Source organism: uncultured Oxalicibacterium sp., from assembly GCF_913776015.1.
Lineage (GTDB): Bacteria > Pseudomonadota > Gammaproteobacteria > Burkholderiales > Burkholderiaceae_D > Oxalicibacterium.
This window is the reverse complement of record NZ_CAJYMD010000039.1, coordinates 25,544-48,881: the sequence shown is the minus strand read 5'-3', so window position 1 is coordinate 48,881 and position 23,338 is coordinate 25,544. Positions and strand designations below refer to the sequence as shown.

The 23,338-nt window shown below is 57.5% G+C and carries 18 protein-coding genes and 1 other RNA gene; 7 read left to right on the top strand and 12 right to left on the bottom strand.

Going from position 1 to position 23,338, the window contains the following annotated elements:
- Positions 1 to 112: 112 nt before the first annotated feature.
- Positions 113 to 1,309, top strand: coding sequence for a GGDEF domain-containing protein (locus tag QZ725_RS06165; protein ID WP_293777424.1), 1,197 nt, complete (start codon positions 113 to 115; stop codon positions 1,307 to 1,309).
- Positions 1,310 to 1,322: 13 nt separating this feature from the next.
- Here the strand turns inward: QZ725_RS06165 and eda are convergent, their stop codons facing one another.
- Positions 1,323 to 1,943, bottom strand: a complete 621-nt coding sequence (gene eda / locus QZ725_RS06160; RefSeq protein WP_293777422.1) for a bifunctional 4-hydroxy-2-oxoglutarate aldolase/2-dehydro-3-deoxy-phosphogluconate aldolase — start codon at positions 1,941 to 1,943, stop codon at positions 1,323 to 1,325.
- An 8-nt stretch (positions 1,944 to 1,951) separates the two neighbouring features.
- Entirely contained in the window at positions 1,952 to 3,865 is a 1,914-nt protein-coding gene (edd, locus tag QZ725_RS06155; RefSeq protein ID WP_293777419.1) for a phosphogluconate dehydratase, read from the bottom strand.
- A 292-nt stretch (positions 3,866 to 4,157) separates the two neighbouring features.
- On the opposite strand from edd, the gene pgi reads away from it, so the two are divergent.
- From pgi to tal, 4 genes are all read left to right on the top strand, one after another.
- Complete coding sequence (gene pgi, locus QZ725_RS06150; protein WP_293777416.1) at positions 4,158 to 5,813, top strand: glucose-6-phosphate isomerase; 1,656 nt, start codon at positions 4,158 to 4,160, stop codon at positions 5,811 to 5,813.
- Positions 5,814 to 5,914: 101 nt separating this feature from the next.
- The gene (gene zwf, locus QZ725_RS06145) at positions 5,915 to 7,384 is read left to right on the top strand and encodes a glucose-6-phosphate dehydrogenase (protein ID WP_293777414.1); all 1,470 of its coding nucleotides are present in this window, start codon (positions 5,915 to 5,917) and stop codon (positions 7,382 to 7,384) included.
- A gap of 21 nt (positions 7,385 to 7,405) precedes the next feature.
- Positions 7,406 to 8,272: a MurR/RpiR family transcriptional regulator gene (locus QZ725_RS06140; protein ID WP_293777412.1), complete on the top strand. Its 867-nt coding sequence runs from the start codon at positions 7,406 to 7,408 to the stop codon at positions 8,270 to 8,272.
- Between the two features lie 76 nt (positions 8,273 to 8,348).
- The gene (gene tal / locus QZ725_RS06135; protein WP_293777410.1) at positions 8,349 to 9,287 is read left to right on the top strand and encodes a transaldolase; all 939 of its coding nucleotides are present in this window, start codon (positions 8,349 to 8,351) and stop codon (positions 9,285 to 9,287) included.
- Positions 9,288 to 9,364: 77 nt separating this feature from the next.
- On the opposite strand, the gene QZ725_RS06130 is transcribed toward tal, so the two are convergent.
- Positions 9,365 to 10,309, bottom strand: coding sequence for a LysR family transcriptional regulator (locus tag QZ725_RS06130; RefSeq protein WP_293777408.1), 945 nt, complete (start codon positions 10,307 to 10,309; stop codon positions 9,365 to 9,367).
- A 112-nt stretch (positions 10,310 to 10,421) separates the two neighbouring features.
- On the opposite strand from QZ725_RS06130, the gene QZ725_RS06125 reads away from it, so the two are divergent.
- On the top strand, positions 10,422 to 10,697 hold the full coding sequence (locus QZ725_RS06125) for a DUF2798 domain-containing protein (protein WP_293777406.1): 276 nt from the start codon (positions 10,422 to 10,424) through the stop codon (positions 10,695 to 10,697).
- A gap of 129 nt (positions 10,698 to 10,826) precedes the next feature.
- A complete protein-coding gene (locus QZ725_RS06120; protein WP_293777403.1) occupies positions 10,827 to 11,360 on the top strand; it encodes a hypothetical protein in 534 nt (177 codons plus the stop codon).
- A gap of 253 nt (positions 11,361 to 11,613) precedes the next feature.
- Here QZ725_RS06120 and QZ725_RS06115 read toward each other — a convergent pair whose 3' ends face one another.
- The 9 genes from QZ725_RS06115 to ubiD all read right to left on the bottom strand — a co-directional run bounded on the left by QZ725_RS06115 (position 11,614) and on the right by ubiD (position 23,278).
- The gene (locus QZ725_RS06115) at positions 11,614 to 12,861 is read right to left on the bottom strand and encodes a CaiB/BaiF CoA-transferase family protein (RefSeq protein WP_293777401.1); all 1,248 of its coding nucleotides are present in this window, start codon (positions 12,859 to 12,861) and stop codon (positions 11,614 to 11,616) included.
- Between the two features lie 5 nt (positions 12,862 to 12,866).
- Positions 12,867 to 13,535, bottom strand: a complete 669-nt coding sequence (locus tag QZ725_RS06110; RefSeq protein WP_293777398.1) for an N-methyl-D-aspartate receptor NMDAR2C subunit — start codon at positions 13,533 to 13,535, stop codon at positions 12,867 to 12,869.
- Between the two features lie 67 nt (positions 13,536 to 13,602).
- A complete protein-coding gene (recR, locus tag QZ725_RS06105) occupies positions 13,603 to 14,199 on the bottom strand; it encodes a recombination mediator RecR (RefSeq protein WP_293777396.1) in 597 nt (198 codons plus the stop codon).
- A 13-nt stretch (positions 14,200 to 14,212) separates the two neighbouring features.
- The gene (locus tag QZ725_RS06100; RefSeq protein ID WP_293777394.1) at positions 14,213 to 14,539 is read right to left on the bottom strand and encodes a YbaB/EbfC family nucleoid-associated protein; all 327 of its coding nucleotides are present in this window, start codon (positions 14,537 to 14,539) and stop codon (positions 14,213 to 14,215) included.
- 56 nt (positions 14,540 to 14,595) lie between these two features.
- The gene (locus QZ725_RS06095) at positions 14,596 to 16,743 is read right to left on the bottom strand and encodes a DNA polymerase III subunit gamma/tau (protein WP_293777392.1); all 2,148 of its coding nucleotides are present in this window, start codon (positions 16,741 to 16,743) and stop codon (positions 14,596 to 14,598) included.
- Positions 16,744 to 17,062: 319 nt separating this feature from the next.
- The gene (locus QZ725_RS06090) at positions 17,063 to 20,149 is read right to left on the bottom strand and encodes an efflux RND transporter permease subunit (RefSeq protein ID WP_293777389.1); all 3,087 of its coding nucleotides are present in this window, start codon (positions 20,147 to 20,149) and stop codon (positions 17,063 to 17,065) included.
- Between the two features lie 25 nt (positions 20,150 to 20,174).
- Positions 20,175 to 21,203, bottom strand: a complete 1,029-nt coding sequence (locus QZ725_RS06085) for an efflux RND transporter periplasmic adaptor subunit (RefSeq protein WP_293777387.1) — start codon at positions 21,201 to 21,203, stop codon at positions 20,175 to 20,177.
- A gap of 340 nt (positions 21,204 to 21,543) precedes the next feature.
- Positions 21,544 to 21,642, bottom strand: an RNA gene (gene ffs / locus QZ725_RS06080) — signal recognition particle sRNA small type.
- Positions 21,643 to 21,793: 151 nt separating this feature from the next.
- A complete protein-coding gene (gene ubiD / locus QZ725_RS06075) occupies positions 21,794 to 23,278 on the bottom strand; it encodes a 4-hydroxy-3-polyprenylbenzoate decarboxylase (RefSeq protein WP_293777385.1) in 1,485 nt (494 codons plus the stop codon).
- Positions 23,279 to 23,338: the final 60 nt, after the last annotated feature.

Here is a 23,338-nt window from a genome sequence, read left to right as displayed (position 1 = left end):
GATATACTGACGCTACAGGTAGTTTCAGAACGTAGGAGATAATGCGTATCCGAACCGATCCGGCGCAGCCGGTTTCCTGCTTTCGCATTCGTATCGGCCATTTTTTCGCCATATGCTCAGCCCGTTCAATCTCTTGTTGATCACTGCCGGTTTCAGCATCGTTATGCTGTTCGTGCTCGCATCACTGATGCGCAGCCGTATCCCTGGCCTGCAGGAATGGACCACTGCCAACAGCATCGCCGTATTGGCTTTGCTGATGTTTGCCGGGCGCGGCGCGATCCCCAATTTCATTTCGATCGATATCGCCAACGCGTTGGCAGGTACATCCATCTGCATTACCTACCTCGGCTTTCGTCGCTATTTCGGCCTGCCGCTCCCCATCAAACCGATTCTGTCCAGCCTCGCCATTCTGACTGCGCTGATCATGCTGTTTCATTACGGGCATGACTCGATCGGCATCCGCACGGTCGTCGTTTCTACCTTCTTCAGCATCATCTGCCTGCTGATCAGCACCACCGTATTCCGTTGGTCACACTTGCAAAGCGCCCTGTCGCCCTACCCCTATCGCTTTACTGCATGGGTGACCTTGCTGTTTGCCATCGGCCACGCCTGTCGCGGGCTGGTGTATTGGAGCGGTACCGACCAACTGGTCTCGACAATGCAAGCGTCCAGTTGGAATCTGCTGTTTCTGTCGTTGGGCACGCTGATGCAACCGGTACTCACCATGGGCGCCATCATGATGGTGCACGATCGCATGATGGCCAAAGCCGTCGAAGACGCCAATCACGATTTCCTTACCGGCGCCTGGTCGCGCCGCGCCTTTTTCGAATTCACCGAACGCGAACTGGCACGCGCAACACGCCTGAAAAGACCTTTGTCGCTGCTGGTCTTTGATGTGGATTATTTCAAGCAGATCAACGACGCGCAGGGCCACGCCACCGGCGACAATGTGCTGATCGATATCGTCGAACGCGCTCGGCTGGAAATCCGCAGTATCGATTACATCGCCCGTATGGGGGGCGACGAATTCTCCATCCTCCTGCCGGAAGCCGATGCCGAAGCGGCCAGTGCGATTGCTGAACGCGTGCGAAGCCGTCTCAGCGGCGGCACATCTCTCACCATTTCATCTGCACGTGAAGCGTTTGTGCATGCGACGCCAAGCTATACAGTTAGTATTGGCGTCGCGACGCGTCTCAACGATGAAAACATGGCTGACCTCATGCATCGCGCCGACATGGCGCTGTACGAAGCCAAGGCGAAAGGGCGCAATGCAGTCGCCAGTGCCACGATGGCGACACAGGCTGCCTGATCTCGCAACAACCCTAGCGCAACTTTGCGGCAGCCTGTGCCAGTGTGCGGATACCATCCCAATCGCCAGTGGCCAGCAGTTCCTTTGGCGTCAGCCACGAGCCACCGACACAGGCGACATTTTTACAGGCGAGAAATTGCGGCGCTGTCTGCTGCGAAATACCACCGGTCGGACAAAACAAAACGTCAGGCAATGGTCCGGCAATGGCATTGAGCATGCCGACACCGCCTGCCGGCACGGCAGGAAACAGCTTGAGTTGATGGAAACCGGCTTCACGCGCAGCCATCACTTCCGACGGCGTCATGACGCCGGGTAGCAGCGGCAAGCCGCTAGCGCGTGCGGCATGGATCAGATCTTTCGTCAAGCCCGGCGACACACCGAATACGGCACCGGCGTCACGCGCGGCGGCAAAGTCTTCAGCACGCGTGAGCGTACCCACGCCCAGGATCGCTTCGGGCACCTGTTCGGCAATGGCGCGAATCGCCGCCAGACCATGCGCGGTACGCAAGGTCACCTCAAGCACGCGAATGCCACCATCCACAAGCGCCTGCGCCATTGGTACGGCGTGGCGAATATCGTCAATTGCAATCACCGGAATCACCGGCGATGCACGCATGATTTCAAGCAGATTCATGGTATCTCTCATATCGATTGCTGTACGTGCGTGTCTTCATCGCTGAAGGGTTCGGCCGCATCGTTCGGTTGATTAATCTCCGGCGAGGATGGCGTCGCCAGATGCGGCAAGCCGAATGATGCAGCGCCCTCCTCGGCAATGCTGACCGTTGAGCGAAACATCGCAAACAGCTCGCGTCCCATACCGATCACATTGGACGAGCGATCGACGTGCGCGAGCGGGCGACGTTCCCAATCAGCCTGCGGCACCAGCGCCTGCAAGGTCCCGGCCTCGGCGTCGAGACGAATCATGTCGCCGTTGCGCACGCGTCCGAGCGGGCCACCGGCCAGCACTTCTGGCGAAACATGGATCGCCGCCGGTACCTTGCCCGAGGCACCGGACATACGACCATCCGTTACCAGCGCGACATGGAAACCGGCATCCTGCAGATTGCCGAGCGCCGGCGTCAGTGCATGCAATTCCGGCATCCCGTTGGCCTTCGGACCCTGGAAGCGCACCACAGCGACGAAGTCGCGCTCGAGCTTGCCCTCTTGATAGGCATGCATGAATTCTTCCTGCGACGTGAATACGATCGCCGGTGCCTCGACCAGATGGTATTGCGGCTTGACGGCAGAAATCTTGATCACGGCACGACCAAGGTTGCCGGTCAGCAGACGCAAACCACCATCGGGCGCAAACGGCTGTGCCACCGGACGCAACACCGCCTCATCCGCTGTTTGCGCAGGCGCATCTTTCCAGATCACCTTGTCGCCATCGAGGAAAGGCTCGCTGCAATGCGCACGCAAGCCCTTTCCCAACACCGTCGTCACGTCGTCATGCAACAGGCCACCATCGAGCAGTTCCCGAATCACGAAGCCGGTACCGCCCGCCGCGTGGAAATGATTGACGTCGGCTTCGCCATTCGGATAGATGCGCGTCAGCAGCGGAATGACTGACGAAAGGCGATGGAAATCGTCCCAGTCGATCACGATACCGGCTGCACGCGCAATCGCGATAAGGTGGATCGTATGATTGGTGGAACCGCCCGTCGTCAGCAGCGCGATGATGCCGTTGACGATGGTTTTCTCGTCAACGATCTGCCCCACAGGCGTGAACGCACTGCCTTGCCCACTGATCTCGACGGCGCGGCGTGCCGCAGCAGCCGTCAGCGCATCGCGTAAAGGCGTGTTGGGCGTAATGAAGGCGGAACCCGGCAGATGCAGGCCCATGAATTCCATCATCATCTGGTTGCTGTTAGCCGTACCGTAAAACGTGCAGGTACCGGCACCGTGGTACGACTTGGATTCGGCTTCCAGCAAGCCTTCACGGTCGATCTTGCCTTGTGCATACAACTGGCGGATGCGTGACTTTTCCGAGTTCGACATGCCACTCGTCATCGGGCCGCCCGGAATGAAAATTGCTGGTAGATGGCCAAAATGGAGCGCCCCAATCAGCAAGCCTGGCACGATCTTGTCGCAAATGCCCAGATAGACGGCAGCGTCGAACATATTGTGCGACAGCGCAATGGCGGTGGACATGGCAATCGTGTCGCGTGAAAACAGCGACAGTTCCATGCCCGGCTGCCCTTGCGTGATGCCATCGCACATGGCGGGTGTGCCACCGGCAAACTGCGCCACGCCGCCAGCTTCGCGCACGGCATCCTTGATGATGTGCGGAAAATGTTCGTAAGGCTGGTGTGCCGACAGCATGTCGTTGTACGAAGACACGATGGCAACCGAAGGCTGGCGCTGCTGCTTGAGCACCAGCTTGTCATGCGCGGGAAAAGCGGCAAATCCATGCGCCAGATTTGTGCACGACAAGGCGCTACGCTGCGTGCCTTGGTGAATCGAGTCGGCGAGGCGGTTCAGATACGCGGCGCGATACAGACGGCTGCGTTCGATCACACGTTCGGTAACGGCTGCGATCACGGGGTGGAGCGACATGGGAATTTCCTTGAAAACATTTCTGAAATTTTACTACAAGAAGCATTGTCAACTGGTTATGTACATGCGACCAACACGCCCATCCGACTGCGTAGCGCAACGAAAATTCCTTGCGCCCGGATACAACACTGGGGCAAGGAAATTGAACTTTATTTTCGCACCTGATTCGTAGTGTGAGCACTGCATCATGCGCACGCCTTCACGTCATCACAGCGTCATGCGCGCACCGCATATTTGTAGTGAAACTACCATAATCTGATGTATAGTTCCTTCACTCATTCAACGAATCGACATGCCCACCTTTTCCCTGCCCGCCTCACCCACCTTTCAGGCACTTGAACAACAATTGCAACAGGCCAGAACCTGGCAGGTGCGCGATCTCTTCAAGCAGGATTCGGGCCGCTTCGATGCACTCTCGTTTGAAGGTGCCGGGCTGTTCGTCGATTTCTCCAAGAACATTATCGATCGGCACACGCTTTATTTACTGTGCGATCTCGCACGCGATGCCGACCTGAGCACCAAACGTGACGCCATGTTTGCCGGCGACAAAATCAATCAGACCGAGCATCGCGCCGTGTTGCATACCGCCTTGCGCCGCCCGGCTGGCGACCACCTGCACGTGGACGATCAGAATGTCATCGCCGATGTGCAAGCCGTGCTCGATCGCATGAGCAGCTTCGCCGAACGCGTGCGTTCGGGTGACTGGCAGGGCCATGATGGCCGTGCTATCACCGATATCGTGAACATCGGCATTGGCGGTTCTTATCTCGGCCCGAAAATGACGTGCCAGGCACTGCGTCCGTTTGCACATCCGCGCCTGAAAACGCATTTCGTCTCCAACGTCGATGGTCATGACCTGGCTGCCCTGCTGCCGCAACTCGACGCGGCAACGACGCTATTCATCATCGCCTCCAAGACGTTCACGACTTCTGAAACCATGACGAATGCACAATCTGCGCGCGCATGGTTTCTGCGCAATGCACCGGAATCGGAACTCGCTAGGCATTTCGTCGCCGTCTCCACACAAACCGATCTGGTCACGCAATTCGGTATCGATGCTGCCAACATGTTCCCCTTCTGGGACTGGGTCGGTGGCCGCTATTCAGTCTGGTCGGCGATCGGACTGTCGTTGATGTTGAGTATCGGCAGCGAACAGTTCAAGGCCTTTCTGGCAGGCGCTCATGCGATGGATCGTCATTTCCAGACGGCACCGCTGGAAAGCAACTTGCCCGTCCTGATGGGCTTGATCGGTATCTGGAATCGCAACTTCCTCGGCAGCGATTCGATTTCGATCGCGCCTTATCATCAGGATCTGGCACTGTTCCCCGGCTACCTGCAACAGCTCGAAATGGAAAGCAATGGCAAGCGCGTGCACACCGATGGCACGACCGTCGAGGTAGCAACCTGCCCCGTCATCTGGGGCGACACCGGCACCAACGGCCAGCATGCCTACTTTCAATTGCTGCATCAGGGTACCGATGTGATGCCCGTCGATTTCATCGCTGCGCTCAAGCCTTCGCATACCCTGCCACACCATCAGGAACGCCTGCTGGCCAATTGCTTTGCGCAATCAGAAGCGTTCATGCGCGGCAAATCGGCCGATGAAGTGCGCAGCGAAATGCGCGCGCAAGGCATCGCCGAATCGCAGATCGAGCAGCTTGTTGCTCACCGTACCTTTCCCGGCAACCGTCCAAGCACCACGATTCTGCTCGACAGCCTGACACCCGCCACGCTGGGCGCGCTCATCGCACTCTACGAACACAAGGTGTTCGTGCAGGGTGTGATCTGGGGCCTCAACAGTTTCGATCAGTGGGGCGTGGAACTGGGCAAGGTACTGGCAAAAAACATCGAGTCGGAACTGACTGGCGCGCCGCATCCCGACCGGCATGACGGTTCCACCAACGGTCTGATTGCCCGTGCACGCAACGCCGCAGGAAAAACTGCATGAACTGCATTGGCGCACGCAAGATGGCCGTGATACCGTCTATGACCATGTCGATGACGACCAACGCAACACCCTTAACGTAATCAACGCGACTTACCCACATCATGGCTCTTACCGATTTCGATCTTGTACTGTTTGGCGGCGGCGGCGATCTGTCCATGCGCAAACTGATTCCCGCCCTTTATGCGCGCCATCGCGCTGGCGATTTGCCGGCGACGGCACAGATCATCTGCGTCGGGCGTCAGGCGTTGTCGGATGCGGAGTTCATCGACGCACTTAATCAGAACGCCAAACCCAACATCAATGAGAAAGCCTTCAAGCAAGAGGCGTGGGATGCGTTCTGCAACTCCGTGCGCTACGTGTCACTGGATGCCACCGATGCCAGCAGTTATCAACCGCTGATCGATTGCCTGCGCAACGATCCGGGGCTGACGCGTGTGTTCTATCTGGCGATGCCCCCAACCCTGTTCGCCAAGATCTGCCACAACCTCAACGAGCGCGGCCTCGCCACCGAAAACTCGCGCGTGGTACTGGAAAAACCGCTGGGCCGCGATCTCGCCAGCGCCAAGCAGATCAACTTGGAAGTCGGTCAGGTTTTCAAGGAATCGCAGATTTTCCGTATCGACCATTATCTGGGTAAGGAAGCCGTGCAGAACCTGCTGGCGCTCCGCTTCGGCAATGTGTTGTTCGAGCCGCTGTGGCGACGCGAATGGATTTCCGACGTACAGATCACCATCGCCGAGGAACTCGGTGTCGGCAATCGCATGGGTTACTACGAAACCTCGGGCGCACTGCGTGACATGTTGCAAAACCACCTGCTGCAACTGCTGTGCATCACAGCGATGGAGCCACCTTTGTCGGTCACGCCGGATGCTGTGCGCGATGAGAAACTCAAGGTCCTGCACTCGCTCAAACCCTTCACACCGACCACACTGGCGCGCAATGTCGTACGCGGTCAGTATCGCGCCGGCCATGTCGAAGGCAAACCGGTTCCCGCGTATCGCGCCGAAAACAGCGCCAACCCCGATTCGACCACCGAAACCTTCGTTGCGGTGAAAGCCGAGATCGATACCTGGCGCTGGGCCGGCGTGCCGTTCTACCTGCGCACCGGCAAGCGCATGGCGGATCAATTGGCCGAAATCGTGGTGCGCTTCAAGTCGATTCCGCATTCGATCTTTGCGCAATCGACCAGCAGCTTCCAGCCCAATTGCCTGGTGATTCGCCTGCAACCTGACGATGGCCTGCAATTGAATCTGATGGCAAAAACACCGGGCGATGGCATGCGCCTCAAACCGGTTGAACTCGAACTCGATTTTGCCGAGACCTTCAAGACGCCTCGCATGGATGCCTACGAGCGCCTGCTGCTCGACGTCTTGCGCGGCCATCTGACGCTGTTCATGCGCGCCGATGAACTCGAAGCCGCATGGGAATGGGTGGAACCCATCCTGCGTCATTGGGAACAGGAAGGCAACGAGCCAATTCCGTATACCTCCGGTAGCTGGGGCCCGGCTGCTGCCAGCGCGCTCATCGGCCGCGATGGCCTGCAATGGCGCGAAGAAGCGCTGCCTGAATAAATCGGCGAAAGACAAGCAAGCATGCTGCTGGACGCCATACGCAACCGCTACGACTCGCTTTCCCGTTCCGAGAAAAAAGTCGCTGCGGTCGTGCTGGCACAACCCGAACTGGCCATCGATGCCAATCTGGCAGCGCTGGCCGCCAAGGCCGAGGTCTCCGAACCCACTGTCGTGCGGTTTTGCCGCTCGCTGGGCTGCGAAGGCTGGCACGCCTTCAAGCTGCGACTGGCACAAGGGCTGGCACTCGCACCCGGTAATGCCGAAGCGCCTGCAGCCGAAGACCGCAGTAGCGACCTGATCGAAAAAATCTGCGGTCGCTCCATCACGACCCTGCTTGATCTGCGCAGCGGCTTGGATGCCAATGCGATCGACGCTGCCTTGCACATTCTTGCCAAAGCCAACCGCGTCGAACTGTACGGACAAGGCACATCCGGCATTGTCGCGACCGATGCACAACACAAATTTTTCCGCTCCGGCCTGCCGACGGTGGCTTACGTCGACCCGCATGTGCACAGTATCGCTGCATCCCTGCTGCAAAAAGGCGATGCCGTCATTGCCTTCTCCCAACGCGGTCATAACACTGCCCTGCTGCCCAGCGTGCAACTGGCGCGCGACAGCGGGGCTGATGTCGTCGTGCTTGCACCCGGCGGGACGCCATTGGCAGAACTGGCCACCGTACTGGTTCCGATTGATCTGCATGTACATGCCGATGCCTACACGCCGATCTCGACACGACTCGCGCATCTGGTCGTCGTCGATATTCTGGCCGTGGGCCTTGCCTTGAAACGTACGCCCGTTGAGCGCAGCAGGATGCAGCGTGCGCAAAAGACGCTGGAGAAGATCGGCATGCCTTTCGATTCCTTCCTGCAATCGCAAACAGACGATTAAGCACGCTGCATGTACCGCGCCCATTACGTACAATAGAAACACACTGCAGCAACCATTCACAACAAGAAGAGACCGCATGAATCAGCTCGAACAACTCAAGCAGCACACCACCATCGTTGCCGATACCGGCGACTTTCAGTCGATCAAGGCCTTCGCACCACAGGATGCAACGACCAATCCTTCCCTGATTCTGAAGGCTGTCCAGAAGGACGAATATCGCCCGATCATGGAAAAGGTGGCACGCGACCACGCTGGCAAATCCACTGAAACCATTGTCGACAATCTGTTGGTCGCATTCGGCCAGGAAATCCTCAAGGTGATTCCGGGGCGCGTCTCGACGGAAACCGATGCACGCCTGTCCTTCGATACCGACGCATCGGTTGCCAAGGGGCGTGAACTGATCCGCCTTTACGAAGCCGCCGGCATTGCGCGCGAACGCGTCCTCATCAAGATCGCTTCGACCTGGGAAGGCATTCGTGCCGCCGAAATTCTGGAAAAGGAAGGCATCCACTGCAACCTGACGCTGTTGTTCTCGCTGCCGCAAGCCGTCGCCTGTGCCGAAGCGAACGTGCAACTGATTTCGCCTTTCGTCGGCCGTATTTACGACTGGTACAAGAAGGCCAACAATACCGACTACACGGGTGCCGATGATCCAGGCGTGCAATCCGTCAAGCGCATCTACACCTATTACCGCAAGTTCGGTTACGACACCGAAGTCATGGGTGCAAGCTTCCGCAATACTTCGCAGATTCTCGAACTGGCCGGTTGCGATCTGCTGACCATCAGCCCCGAACTGTTGCAGAAACTGGCCGAATCGGATGCTTCAGTCATCCGCAAGCTGTCGCCGCAGGAATCACAGACATCCGACATCGCACGCATCGTGTTGGATGAAAAGCACTTCCGCTTCCTGCTCAATGAAGATGCCATGGCGACCGAAAAGCTGGCCGAAGGCATACGTGCGTTCTGCGCCGATGCCGTCAAGCTCGATGGCCTGATCGAAGCACTGGTCAAGTAATCAGACGAGACTCACGCAAGAAAGAAGGGCGTGACTATGTGTCACGCCCTTCTTTCTTGCGGGCCCGCACCACCGCATCAGCTCCGCCATTGCGCGGGAAGATGTGCATCCAGATAGTCGAGAAAGACGCGCAGCTTGCCATTCACGGCACGTCGATCCTGATAGCACGCATAGAAATCCAGCGGCTCGATGGCGGCTTGCATCTTCCCTTTATCCGACTGTTTCCGTGTGCCCGCGACAGGTTCGAACAAGGCACGCCAATGACCGCTCTCGACCAGCGGCTCGGCAACGAACGCACCGATGCGGGCGATACCTGCCCCATCCAGCGCAAAACGCGACAGGCTATCGATATCGTTGCAGATCATCTTTGGATTCACGCGCGGCTCGAAACGCACGCCATCGCGCACAAAGCCCCATCCCAACAGCCGTCCATCCATCGGCGAACGAAACAGCAGGCATTGATGCGCCAGCATATCTTCCGGCGTTTCGGGTGCGCCATGTCGTGCCAAATAGTCGGGCGAGGCGCAGAATCGCAAAGGCACGCGCGCAATGCGTCGCGCGACCAAACCGGGTTCTAGTTGCTGGGCGAAACGGATGCTGACGTCGATATCTTCGGCAACATGATCAACGTAATGATCTGCCAATACAAGTTCAGGCATCAGGCGCGGATACAGGCGTGAAAATGCAGGTAGAAGTGGCGCCAGCACATGCCGGCCGAATGCGGCAGACGAAGCAATCCGCAAGACGCCTTGCGGTTCGCCGCGCAAATCATCGAGATCCGATTGCGCCAGTTCCAGTTCCTGCATGATGCACTGCACACGCTGGAAGTAGCGCTGACCACTTTCCGTGAGTGCCAGACGACGCGTCGTGCGAATCAGGAGACGCGTACCCAGCTGCTCTTCAAGACGCGCAATGTTTTGACTCGCTGCCGCAGCGGAAATACCCAGGCGACGCCCCGCAGCAGCAATGCTGCCTTCTTCGACTGCGCGTACAAAGCTCTCGACGCCTTTCAGACTTTCCATAAGTGCCAGCCCTTCTCATTCGTAAGTTTTTATTTACTCTAATTTTAGATATTGCCAGCTAGTTTCTTTCGACTGATTTTCTTACAGTACACCTGTCTTTGAAAGGAAAATCATGACCTCGACTTATTTCTCACGTCTGTTTGTACAACGTATTCCGACGCGTTTTACACCGGCAGTATTCGCTTTCTACATGTCCGGCATCATGGCTATGCTGATGTGCCTTGTCATCGTTGCCGCAGGCAGCGGCATCGATAATGGCTATCTGTTGCGCGTCTTGCACGCCTATCAACTGGCAATGCCGGTCGCCTTCGTTTGCGTGATGATGGTGCGACCACTCGTCGTCAAGCTTGTGGCATTGACGGTAAAACCGGCGAGTGTCCTACGCTGATGCTTGAAAAAGTGGGGGGAAATGGGCGGCGCTTGCCTGAAGGAAATTGACAAAAGGGAACCTGGAAGGCTACATAGACTCCTACACATGTCTTTACCTTGTTCGACTGCAGTAGCAGTATTCCCCCTTATGAAAAATGTTTCTTCGCGTCACCCATATTCCGCATTCCGTTTGAGCGCTCTTGCACTGGCCTTGGGAGCAGGCTGCATATTCCCCGCGTCTGCCGAGCAAACCGATACCTCTCTGCCGCCTGAAAGTGCACCGCACAACATCACCTTCAGCACGAGTATCGCCACACGCCATTTCCGGCCAAGTCCGGAACACAACAACACACAGCATTTGCTCAATCTGGAATGGAATTACCGTGACAACACCGTGGTCGGTGCTGCGTATTTCAAGAATTCCTATCGTCAACCGACTTCACTCGTTTATTGGGGCAAGAAATATCACCCCTTCGATGCATCGCCGAATACCTACGTCAAAGTGGTCGGTGGCCTGATCCACGGTTACAAGGATGAATACCAGGACAAGATTCCGCTCAACAAATACGGTACCGCGCCAGTCATCCTGCCGGCCGTCGGCTACTGCTACAAGCAGTTGTGCACGGAAGTCATCGTGTTCGGCGCCGCGGGCGCCATGTGGACAGGTGGTGTGCGTTTCTGAGGAGGCATGAGAGATAAGCATGTTCATGCGCCTGGGTAAGCGTATGAAAATAGCTAAAAAGATGAGCGATCAGTTGAAGATCAGGCCATTGAATGTCCAATAACCAAGTAGGAACAGGCATAAGGCAATCGCAAACTGCTTGAAGAAATTCTTGTCCATGATCTGCTCCTTTTGAATTGCATCCGTGGCTGTCATCACGCCAGCCTTGTAACACTGGGTGGGTCGATCATTGTCGACCCACCAACATCATTCCCTACACCACCCCGTCGCGATGCAAGGCGGCAATGGCTGCTGCATCGTAACCGAGCGCCTGCAATACCTCGTCGGTATGCTCACCCAAGGTTGGACCCAGCCAACGCGTTTCACCAGGTGTGGCTGACAATTTGGGCGTAACGGCTGGCAGCTTGATCGGCGTACCGTCCTTGAATGCATGTTGCTCAAACATCTGGCGCGCGAGAAATTGCGGATCGCACATCATGTCGCGCACCGAATAGATGCGGCCTACCGGCACATCGGCCTCCTGCAGTATTTGCAATGCAGAATCGATGGTCTGCGTCGCGCACCAAGCCTGAATCGCATCATCGATTTCCTGCGTACGCGGCACGCGACCATCGTTGCGCGCCAGTTGCGGATCATTGGCAAGATCATCCCGCCCCATCGCCAGCATCAGACGCTTGAAGATGGCATCGCCATTCCCGGCGATCACGATGTTTTCATGGTCGCCAGTGGTGTAGGTATTCGACGGTACGATCCCGGGCAAGGCACCGCCCGTGCGTTCGCGCACCACGCCGGCGTAATCGTATTCAGGCACCAGCGATTCCATCATGTTGAACACGGCTTCGTAGAGCGCGACGTCGATCATCTGGCCCTGCCCTGCCACGCATGCCTCACCCGTTTGGCCATTCCAGCGACCACCCGTCACATCGCGATGCCGCAAAGCCATCATGGCACCGATCACGCCGTGCAATGCCGCCACCGAATCGCCAATCGAGATGCCAATGCGCAATGGTGGGCGATCGGGAAAGCCCGATACATAACGCATGCCGCCCATCGATTCGCCAATCGCACCGAAACCCGGTTGATCCTTCATCGGCCCGGTCTGGCCGAAACCCGATAGCCGCACCATGATGGTAGCGGGATTGACCGCTTTCAATTGCTCGTAACCGAGCGACCATTTTTCCAGCACGCCCGGACGATAGTTCTCGATGATGATGTCGGCTTCCAAAGCCAGTTGGCGTGCAATCTCCTGACCGCGTGGATCCTTGAGATTGAGCGTCAGACTTTTCTTGTTGCGCGCCTGCACCGACCACCACAACGAGGTGCCGTCTTTCAATACGCGCCATTGCCGGATCGGATCGCCGCCATCCGGCGATTCGATCTTGATCACATCGGCACCGAATTCGGCCAGCATGCGCGAGCAGAATGGCCCGGCAATCAGCGTGCCGAGTTCGAGAACCTTGATACCGGCAAGCGGGCCGGAAGTTTTTGGGGTGGCGGTCATGACATTCAGTCGGGAATCGGGTGAATCGGTTGGGAGAGTGCCTGCAGTTCGTCCAGCACATTGTCGCGCGCACGCGCTTCATACGCCTGCCGCAACGGTTCAGTGAAATACAGGACGGGACGATCGAGAAAGGCTTGCAATACCTTGGCACGTGCGTCACGGAATGCCGTTTCTTCGACCCAGGCGTATTCGGCTCGAATGGCGGCGCGGTACTGCGCATACTCACGAGGCTCGCCGCCGAGAATCGCCAGATCCAGATCGAGAAACAAGGGCAAATCAGGCACTTCCTCCGTCGTGACACGATGGCCTGCGGTCGCCGCAATGCAGGCCGTCACATGGGGAATCAGGGCTTCATCGATCTGCATGTCGAGCAAGGCACAGCGCGCCAGATCGGCGCTGCGCGCTTCATTGTCATCCTGCTGCGGATCGTAGACGGCATCGTGAAACCAGATCGCCAGTTGCACCACATGCGCATCCCGAATGTGATCGGCCCAGCGCTCGGCCTGCGTCAGCAGCGCAGCCACATGCGACAGGCCGTGATAGCGGCGATGCGGCTCGCACAGACGCTCGCACAACGTCCACCAGACATGCGATGCCGCAGCCGGGTCCGCGCGTAGCGAAGTGCTCAGGGATTGCCAGCGTTGAGATAAGCCGTCGATCAGATGCAGGGACATGTCAGCACTCCATGCAGAAGCCGCCTGATACGGCAGAAATCGGCATCAGGCAATCGAAAGTAAATGGTCAGGTTGTACGGCGATCCAGCATGGCACGCGCAATCGTGCCGGCATCGACGTATTCGAGTTCACCACCGACCGGCACACCACGCGCCAGACGGCTGACCTTGAGGCCGCGTGCCTTCAGCGTTTCACTGATGTAATGCGCGGTCGCCTCACCTTCGTTGGTAAAGTTGGTGGCGAGCACGACTTCCTGCACGATACCGTCAGTCGCGCGGGCAATCAGCTTTTCCAGATGAATATCGCGCGGGCCGATGCCATCCAGCGGCGACAATCTGCCCATCAACACGAAGTACAAGCCTTTATAGGTCAAGGTCTGCTCGATCATCACCTGATCGCCCGGTGTTTCGACCACGCACAGTAGCTCGGGATTGCGCTCACCATCCAGACACACCTCGCACACCTCGTGTTCGGTGAAGGTGTTACACATCGCGCAGTGCTGCACCTTCTCGACCGCCTGCGACAGGGCGCGGCCCAGCAAGGCGGCACCATCGCGATCGTGCTGCATCAGGTGAAAGGCCATCCGCTGCGCGGATTTCGGCCCCACACCGGGTAAGCGGCGCAGCGCTTCGGTCAGAAAATCAAGGCTGGAAGGTGTTTTCAACGCGTTCCCGCGATCAGAACGGCATCTTGAAGCCGGGTGGCAATGGCATGCCGGCAGTGACGCCTGCCATCTTTTCCTGCGATGTCACTTCGGCTTTGCGCACGGCATCGTTGAAGGCAGCAGCAACCAGATCTTCCAGCATGTCCTTGTCGTCGCCGACGAGCGAAGGATCGATGGTGACGCGCTTGACGTCATGCTTGCAGCTCATGACAACCTTGACCAGACCGGCACCCGACTGGCCTTCCACTTCGATCGAAGCCAGTTGTTCCTGCATCTTCTTCATGTTGTCCTGCATGGCCTGCGCCTGCTTCATCAAGCCTGCCAACTGGTTTTTCATCATGATGGAAACTCCTTTGATTGAATCGGGAATAAAGAGAAAAAGCGATGCGTGCCGGATCAGACCGGCCGCACCGAACCGGGCAGAATGGTCGCACCCAGTTCACGCATGAGTTTCTGTACAAAGGGATCGTCCTGCATCGACTGCTCGGCTTCGCGCTGACGCTCGGCACGATAGGCAATGGCGGCGGCATTCGCCGTATGCTGCACCGGGCCCAGCTTCGTATTAAGGCGCACGGTCTGACCAAAATGTTCGCTCAGGCAACCCGTCAGTTTTTCCACACTGCCAGCGGCCAGCAAGGTTTCCACATTGACTTGCAGATCGAGCACGATGGCATTGCCTTCACGGCTGGCACCCATCAGCTCGCTCTGATGCGCGAGTTGTTGCACCATGCCGCGTACCGGCAGCGCCGCAGCCAGAACAGGCCAATTGCCATCCCAGGACAAGCCTTCGACAGGATGCAGCAGGAAGGGTCGGATCGCATCAGCCGGCGTTGCCGTCAAGGCGATGGATGCGGTCGGTTGAATTTCCTCAACGCTCAGCGTTTCAGTTTTTTTTTGAGCCGGTGCGCTGAGACCGTCTTCCTGTACACCACTCGAAGGCGGCAAATCGAATTCATCCTCCCACGGCGGCGCAGGCGGCAAATCGGACAAGTCCATCGGTGGCGCCTGATCGAAGGACGATGGCACGCGTGATGTCGGCGACGCGCTGACGATAGGTGCTGGCGTCACTGGCGCGGGTGCCGGACTAGGCACCATTGCGGCTACGGATGGCGGTGCCGACGCAACGGGCGTTTGCGGCATTGAAGCTGGTGAAGGAGCAGGTGCAGCCTGCGCAGGACGCGCACCGCCACCTTTCATGCCAGCACGTGCTGCTTCCAGCGCAGCGCGTGCCGGGCTCACGCTGCCAGCAGGCCGTTGGACGACTGGTGCGCTGGTGGTAGCGGCCTGCGGCGCGGCGCTCAGCCGTGCGGCGGAAGCGGATGGAGACGCCATAGTCGGCACCGCTGCCTGCGAAGTCGCAAGCGGTGCGGAGGTCGTCGTACCATGCACGATCTTTGGTGCGGCATTTCCAGCGGACGTGGGCGGCGCCACATCTGCGGCACCCAAGCCAGGACGAAACGCCAGCATGCGCAGCAAGGTCATCGAGAAACCAGCGTATTCGTCCGGTGCCAGACCCAATTCATTACGGCCGTGCACGGCAATCTGGTAGAACAATTGAATTTCTTCGGCATCGAACAAGCCTGCCAGACGCAACACATCTTCGCGTTCCGGCAAATCGTCGGGAATCGCAGAAGGCACGCTTTGCGCCAATGCTACGCGATGCAGCAGTGAACCGAGATCCTGCAAGGCGGCGTTGTACGACAGACTGCGCGTTGCCATGTCATCGGCAACAGCCAGCAGACCTGCGCCATCTTTGGCTACCAGCGCATCGAGAATCCGCACGAGGAAAGATTGGTCGAGCGCACCCAGCATGCCTTGTACCGCATCCAGCGTTACCTTGCCTGCGGCGTAAGCGATGGCCTGATCGGTCAGCGACAAGGCATCGCGCATCGAGCCATGCGCACCTTGCGCAAGGAGGCGCAAGGCTGGCGTATCGAATTCGATCTGTTCCTGACCGAGAATATTTTCAAGGTGCGAGACGATATGTCCCGGCGGCATCTGCTTGAGGTTGAACTGCAGGCAGCGCGACAGCACGGTGACGGGAATTTTTTGCGGATCGGTCGTCGCAAGAATGAACTTGATGTGCTCCGGCGGCTCTTCCAGCGTCTTCAACATGGCGTTGAAGGCGTGGCTGGTCAGCATGTGCACCTCGTCAATCATGTAGACCTTGAAGCGCGCATTGGACGGTGCGTAGATCGCCTGTTCGAGCAGTTGCGCCATTTCATCGACGCCACGATTCGAGGCGGCATCCATTTCGATGTAATCGACGAAACGGCCGGCATCGATGGCGGTGCAAGCTTCGCACACGCCGCATGGCGTGGCGGTGATGCCACCAGTGCCATCAGGACCGGTGCAATTGAACGACTTCGCCAGAATGCGCGACAGCGTCGTCTTGCCAACCCCGCGCGTCCCTGTAAACAGATAGGCGTGGTGCAGGCGCTGGTTATCGAGCGCATGCGTGAGTGCGCGCACGACGTGTTCCTGCCCGACCAGGGTGTCGAAACTCTTCGGACGATATTTACGAGCAAGAACTTGATAGGACATGGGGCCGTTCGCGTTGGACGAGGAAAATGCAAACCAAAGGCAACCCGCATTTTACCCGACACCGGCCGATCATTTACAGAGTCGCCGGGTTTCTTCCCATCAGCAAGAAACAAACGCGACCGACCGCCAAGATCCCTGCATGCGCGCCGACAAGAGAGCAGCCTCCGACAGGATGACGCCGATGCGGCGCCCTTAATTTCTTCGACCAAACGCGCCACTGGCTCGGAGAAGGTGGCAAGCGCTGTAGCGCACGCACCATCTCACTTCAAGCACTTCGTTATGGCAACAAAACGTGGAGCGTGTCGCCAAAAAGTTTCGATCAGCGTGCTGCGGCCATCTGCTCCGGCGTGATCTGCAACGGCCCGTCGCCGCTGTAACGATCGAGATACAGGTAAATCACTGGCGTGATGAACAGCGTGATGACCTGCGACACCATCAAGCCGCCCACTACCGCCAGCCCCAGCGGCTGACGCAATTCGGCGCCGGCACCGATCCCGAGTGCAATCGGCATCGCTCCCATCGCGGCTGCCAGCGTCGTCATCATGATCGGTCGGAAGCGAAGAATGCAAGCCGTGCGGATCGCTTCAGCCGGCGTCTTGCCTTCCTCGCGCTGCGCCGCCAGCGCAAAATCGATCATCATGATCGCGTTTTTCTTCACCAGCCCGATCAGCAGCAGGATGCCGATGATGGCGATCATCGTCAGTTCGACATTGAAGATACGCAGTGTGAGCAAGGCACCCACCACCGCCGACGGCAACCCCGCCAGAATCGTGATCGGATGGATATAACTTTCATACAGCACGCCCAGCAGGATATAAATCACCACCACGGCCAGAATCAGTAGCGCGATCTGGTTACCTTGTGATTGCTGGAATACGGCAGCATCCCCCGCGTAGCTGGTGATAATGCTTTGCGGCAATTCCACTTCTGCCTTGATGCGGTCGAGTTGCGCCGTTGCCTGCCCCAGCGGCACGCCCGGCGCCAGATTGAACGACAGCGTAATTGCCTGCAATTGCCCCTGATGGTTGACCGAAATCGGACCGGCCGTGCGTTTTACCGTTGCCACGCTTGTCAGTGGCACCAGTGCACCGGTCTTGCTGCGCAGGTAGATCTTGCCGAGATCGGACTCATCCTGGCGACCGACGTTACTGTCCTGCATGATCACGTAGTAACTGTTGGCACTCGTATAGATCGTGGAAATCTGGCGATCGCCGAAGGTACTGTAGAGCGCAGTGCGAATATCCTGAATCGCGATACCGGCCTGATTGGCGCGGTCACGATCGATCACCACTTCGGCCTGCAAACCCTTCAATTGCGAATCGCTGGTCACATCGATGAACGACGGATTGGCACGCATGCGTGCCAGCAATTTCTCCGACCAGGCATTGAGTTCATCGGCCCGTACGCTTTGCAACACGAATTGATATTGGCTCTTGCTGCTACGACCGCCAAGACGCAGGTTCTGCACCGGCATCATGAAAACCGTGATGCCAGGAATATCCCTGACACTCGCCCGTAACTGTCGCAACACGACATCCATCGAATCCCGCTCGGCACGCGGCTTGAGTCCGATAAACATGGTGCCAACATTACTGTCACGCGTACGCACAGTACCCGTTGCCACATTGGGGTTGGCACGAATGATTTCAGATGCCTGCGTCATCAGCTTGACCATAGTCGGATAAGCGGCATCTTCCGGCCCTTCAATCGTCACACTGATCTGTCCAATATCTTCGGTCGGGAAAAAGCCCTTGGGAATCGTGATGAACAAAACCACCGTCAGCACGAAGGTAGCAAACGCCAGCAACAGAATCAGTTTGCGATGCGCGAGCGACCAATCCAAGCCGCGCGTATACCCCGCCAGCACGCGATCGAAACCCTGCTCGAACTTGCGGCTGATCCAATTCTGCGGCGCATGTTCTTCGCGCTCTGCCTTCAGATAGCGGCTGCACATCATCGGTACCAACGTCAGTGACATCAGTGCCGACACCAATACGGCCAGCGACACGACAGCGGCAAACTCATAGAACAGCAAACCGATCACGCCCGGCATGAAGAAGATGGGAATGAATACCGCCACCAGTGAGATCGAGATCGAAATGATGGTGAAGCTAACTTCGCGCGAACCCTTGAGGGCCGCAGCCAATGGCTCCATGCCATCCTCGATATGACGCACGATGTTTTCCAGCATGACGATGGCGTCATCCACTACTAGGCCAACGGCAATCGTGATACCCAGCAGCGAAACGTTATCCAGACTGAAACCGGCCCAGTACATCAATGCCGCACAACCAATCAGCGAAATCGGCAACGACAATACGGGGATCAGCGTGGCCGTAAAACGCTTGAGGAACAGGAAAATCACCATCACGACCAGCGCGATCGTCAGCGCCAGCGTGAAGTGCACATCATGAATCGCCTCGCGAATCGAGACTGAACGATCGTTCAAGACCTGTACGTCGATCGAAGCAGGCATCTGCTCCTTGAAAAGCGGCAACTGCGCTTTCACCGCATCCACCACGGCAACCGTATTGGCATTTGGCTGACGCTGCACCGCCAGCACGATCGAAGGTTTGCCATTCGCCCAGCTACCGCTCTTGGTGGATTCGACGCTATCGGTCACCTCGGCTACATCCGACAGTCTCACCACGTGACCGTTGCTGCTACTGATCACGATATTGGCAAACGCTGCCGCATTTTGCATCTGGCGGTTGGCCTGCAAGGTCAGCGTCTGGCGCTCACCGTCGAGTACGCCGACGGGTGAATTGGCATTCGCTGCACGAATTGTCTGCGCCAACTCATCCATCGTCATGTTGCGCGCCGCGAGTTCATCCGGCTTGACCTTCACGCGCACCGCAAAACGGCGCTGGCCGAATACCTGCACCTGCGCCACGCCATTGATCGTGGAAAGAGACGGTGAAATCAGGTTTTCGCCGTAATCGTTGAGTTCCGACAAGGGCATCGACGGCGAAGTCAGCGCCAGCAGCAGAATAGCCTGGTCAGCCGGATTGACCTTGCGATAGGCCGGCAGCGAGGTCATCTCGATCGGCAGGCTGCGCTGCGCGCGTAGAAGAGCCGCCTGCACATCGACTGCTGCCGCATCGATATTGCGGTCTTGATCGAACTCCAGCGTGATCGAGGTATTGCCGAGCGTACTGCTGGAACTGATGGTCGACAGGCCTGAAATCGTCGAGAACTGTTTTTCCAGCGGCAGCGCAACCGAAGACGCCATGACTTCCGGGCTGGCACCCGGCAGCGACGCCGTCACATTGATGACTGGCGTGTCGTAACTCGGCAATGCCGCAATCGGCAACTTGAAATAACTGTAGGCGCCGATCACGACAATCGCGATCGACAGCAGCACGGTCATGACCGGCCGGCGTATACAAAGTTCGGAAATATTCACAGAGGGATGTCCGGGCGCAGGGCAATCAATCGTCGGCGGGCATGGTGTCGGCAGCAGACTTCGGTGGCACCTTTACCTCGCGCACCTTGCTGCCGGGACGCAGGTTTTGCGCACCTTCCACCACAACGCGCGCCCCGCTCGCCAGCCCCGTCACAACCGCTTGCCCATTCTCGGTCGCCAAAACCGTCACCTTGACATCCTTGACAGTCTGATCCTGCTGGATCACATAGATAAAGCGATCAACCGGCCCGGTCACCACGGCCTGCGCCGGCACCGTAACGGCATCGGGCACATTGCGCGTCACCATGCTGACATTCACATAACCACCCGGCCACAGTTTGCGCTCCTTGTTATCGAAACGCGCTTTCATGCGGATGGTGCCGGTCTGGCTGTCCGTCACGTTATCGATGAACATCAGGCGACCGGTCACCGGCGCTTGTCCGGGCAGTTGCACCGTCACTGGCGCATCGGCATTGGGATAGGTTCCCACCACGTTCTGCAACTCGCGCTCAGGCAACGAAAATGTCACGGCAATCGGATCGATCTGTGTAATCGTTACCATCGCGGTTCCGGCCGGCTGCGCCAGGCTGCCCGGAAACACGTTAATGACACCCAAACGCCCATCAATGCTGGCCGTAATGCGGTTGTCACCCAGCACGATGGCGCTCGATTGGGCTGCCGCCTGATTGGCCTTGATGGTATTGCGCAAGGACTCGACACGCGTACGCGAGGTATCGACCACGGCCTGCGAGACGAAATTCTGCTTGGCCAGATCCTGATTGCGCTTGAGCGTCAGTTCGGCATCTGCCAGATCGGATTGCGCGGCAGCCAATTCGGCTTGCGAACGTGCCAGATTGGATTGGTCATTACGCTCATCCAAGGTAAACAGCAGTTGCCCCGCTTTGACGAATTGCCCTTCCTTGACATGCACGGCACGCACGATGTTCTGCACCTTGGGGCGCACTTCCACCATCGTGATGGCGCTCACTGTGCCATTTGCCTGCACGGTCAAAGGAACCGTTTGCTGCTTCGCAACCGTCGAACGCACGACCATGGCACTGTCAGGACGCCCTGATTTCTGTCCGGTTCGAAAAAACTGTAAATATGAAATGACGGCAACCCCAACGATGCCTAGACCAATCAGGAGGAATTTTCTATTACGTTGCATGGGGCCAAATGAAGTATGCAGCATGAAGAATTGGGGACCAAAATGCTGTCCGCTTTACAGAGCGGTCACCGGCACCCAAGTTGCGCGAGAAGCTTAACATGGCAGCCATTCGTGGGCTGTCCGCAACAAATAAAATTCCACAGCGCTGACACTGCACAATTTGTTGGAATGACAAGGGGAGAAATGCGTGTCGGACCGAGAATAACTGGCACGAGTGAATACTGAGAGGGGCGAGCCTGATCTACGGCACTTGCAGTAAATGGCTGTGGCTGCTTCGTTCCCGACCTGACCAGATTGACCATGCCACAATGCGCAGGGGCCCGCCGACCTGCATTCTATCAGCAATGTGATGCACGCGCTGCAGAATTACTGCGTGCGCCGTTCATTCCTTAACATGCAAACGAGAAAGCAGCGCATCACCGCCACCGCAATGACCGCTTTCCCGCCGACTGAATTGTCCGCCGAGATGCCCAGCGTTAAATACCCAGCTCTTGCCAGATCTGATCCACCCGCGTTTTGACCGCATCCGTCATTTCGATCGGCGTACCCCACTCACGGCTGGTTTCCCCCGGCCATTTATTGGTGGCGTCGATACCCATCTTGCTGCCTAGCCCGCTGATCGGTGAGGCGAAATCGAGATAATCGATCGGCGTGTTGTCCACCAGCGTGGTATCGCGCAACGGATCGACACGCGTGGTAATTGCCCAGATGACTTCCTTCCAATCACGCACGTTGACGTCTTCATCCACCACGATGATGAACTTCGTATACATAAACTGCCGGAGGAAGCTCCAGACGCCAAACATCACGCGCTTGGCATGACCGGCATACGACTTCTTCATCTGCACCACGGCCATACGGTAACTGCAACCTTCAGGCGGTAGATAGAAATCGGTAATTTCCGAGAACTGTTTCTGCAGCAGTGGAATGAACACTTCATTCAGCGCCACACCCAGCACCGCCGGCTCATCTGGCGGCTTACCTGTATACGTAGAGTGATAGATCGGATCGCGCCGCATCGTAATGCGATCGATGGTGAAAACCGGGAAGGAATCCTGCTCGTTGTAATAGCCGGTATGGTCCCCATACGGGCCTTCAAGTGCATGCTCGTAACCGCTGGGATGCGATTCGTCGGGATAAATATGACCTTCCAGCACGATCTCGGCCGAAGACGGCACACGCAACTCGCTGCCAATGGATTTGACGAGTTCTGTCCGGCTGCCGCGTAACAGGCCGGCAAACTGGTATTCGGAAAGGCTATCCGGTACCGGTGTCACGGCACCCAATATCGTCGCAGGATCGGCCCCCAGCGCCACCGAAATCGGATATGGCTGACCACGATTGATCAGGCAGTGCTCGCGAAAATCCAGCGCGCCGCCGCGATGCGCCAGCCAGCGCATGATGACCTTGTTGCGGCCCAGCACCTGCTGTCTATATATACCCAGATTTTGCCGTTTCTTGTTCGGCCCCTTGGTGATCACCAGCCCCCACGTGATGAGTGGTGCAATATCGCCGGGCCAGCAATGCTGAATCGGCAGGCGCGCCAGATCGACATCATCGCCCTCCCATACGATTTCCTGGCATGGCGCACTGCGCGTCTCCTTCGGCGCCATATCCCACAGCGCCTTGACCATCGACGTCATGCCCATTACATCCTTGAATCCCTTGGGCGGTTCGGGTTCTTTCAGCGTTGCCAGCACATGGCCGATACGACGCAATTCGCTGACATCGGTCGCCCCCATGCCCAGCGCTACACGTTTTGGCGTACCGAAAAGATTACCCAGTACGGGAATCTTTTGGCTCGTGGGCTGCTCGAAGAGCAGCGCCGGCCCTTGTGCTCGCAGAGTTCGATCGCATATCTCAGTCATCTCCAAATGCGTCGAAACGGGCACGTTTATGCGTTTAAGTTCGCCCATTTGTTGCAATTGGGAAATAAAGTCGCGGAGGTCTGAATATTTCATATTTTTCGCGTTTTTTACCACTGGACACAATTTAGGAGACCAAAAGTGCAAGTGATTGAT